Origin of the sequence: Pseudomonas sp. HY7a-MNA-CIBAN-0227, from assembly GCF_040310325.1 — a bacterium.
Classification (GTDB): Bacteria; Pseudomonadota; Gammaproteobacteria; order Pseudomonadales; family Pseudomonadaceae; genus Aquipseudomonas.
This window is the reverse complement of sequence record NZ_JBEOPT010000039.1, coordinates 1-495: the sequence shown is the minus strand read 5'-3', so window position 1 is coordinate 495 and position 495 is coordinate 1. Positions and strand designations below refer to the sequence as shown.

General features: G+C 41.0%; 1 protein-coding gene. It reads right to left on the bottom strand.

Translation table 11 applies throughout. The features are described from left to right. Positions 1–32 precede the first annotated feature (32 nt). A partial coding sequence (locus AAEZ06_RS26865) for an IS630 family transposase (protein WP_350617101.1) occupies positions 33–495 on the bottom strand: 463 nt, incomplete at its 5' end.

The following is a 495-nucleotide window of genomic DNA, read 5'->3' as shown; positions in this document are numbered from 1 at the left end:
AAATGGGGATAAGTATAATAAGTTATATATAGTCAGCTCAAAATAAAATTGTTATGGTTAGGACAAACATCATAAAACAATTTGGATAAGTCGTTTTCCATCCAGCCTTGGCGTAGAAACTTCACCTGAGCCCATTTCTTCTCAATAGGGTTCAAATCAGGGCTGTACGGCGGCAGCCATAGAATACGATGACCATGCCTATTCAGTAGCTTTTGAATACGCTTACTCTTATGAAATCTGGCATTATCCATCACAATCACGCATTTGGTTTTAAGACTTGGGATTAGCTTGTGTTTGCACCAGTGATAGAAGACGATGCTGTTGATGTTGTGCTTAAAGTAATCTAGGGCAAACAGCATCTTTTCATATAGAGCACCGATAACGTTGGTTCGCCTTTTACCTTGCCAGTTGTAGCTATCGATACAAGGCTCACCAATCGGTGCATAGCCATGAGAGCGAATGGTCTCGTGCTCAAAGCCGCTTTCGTCCATATAT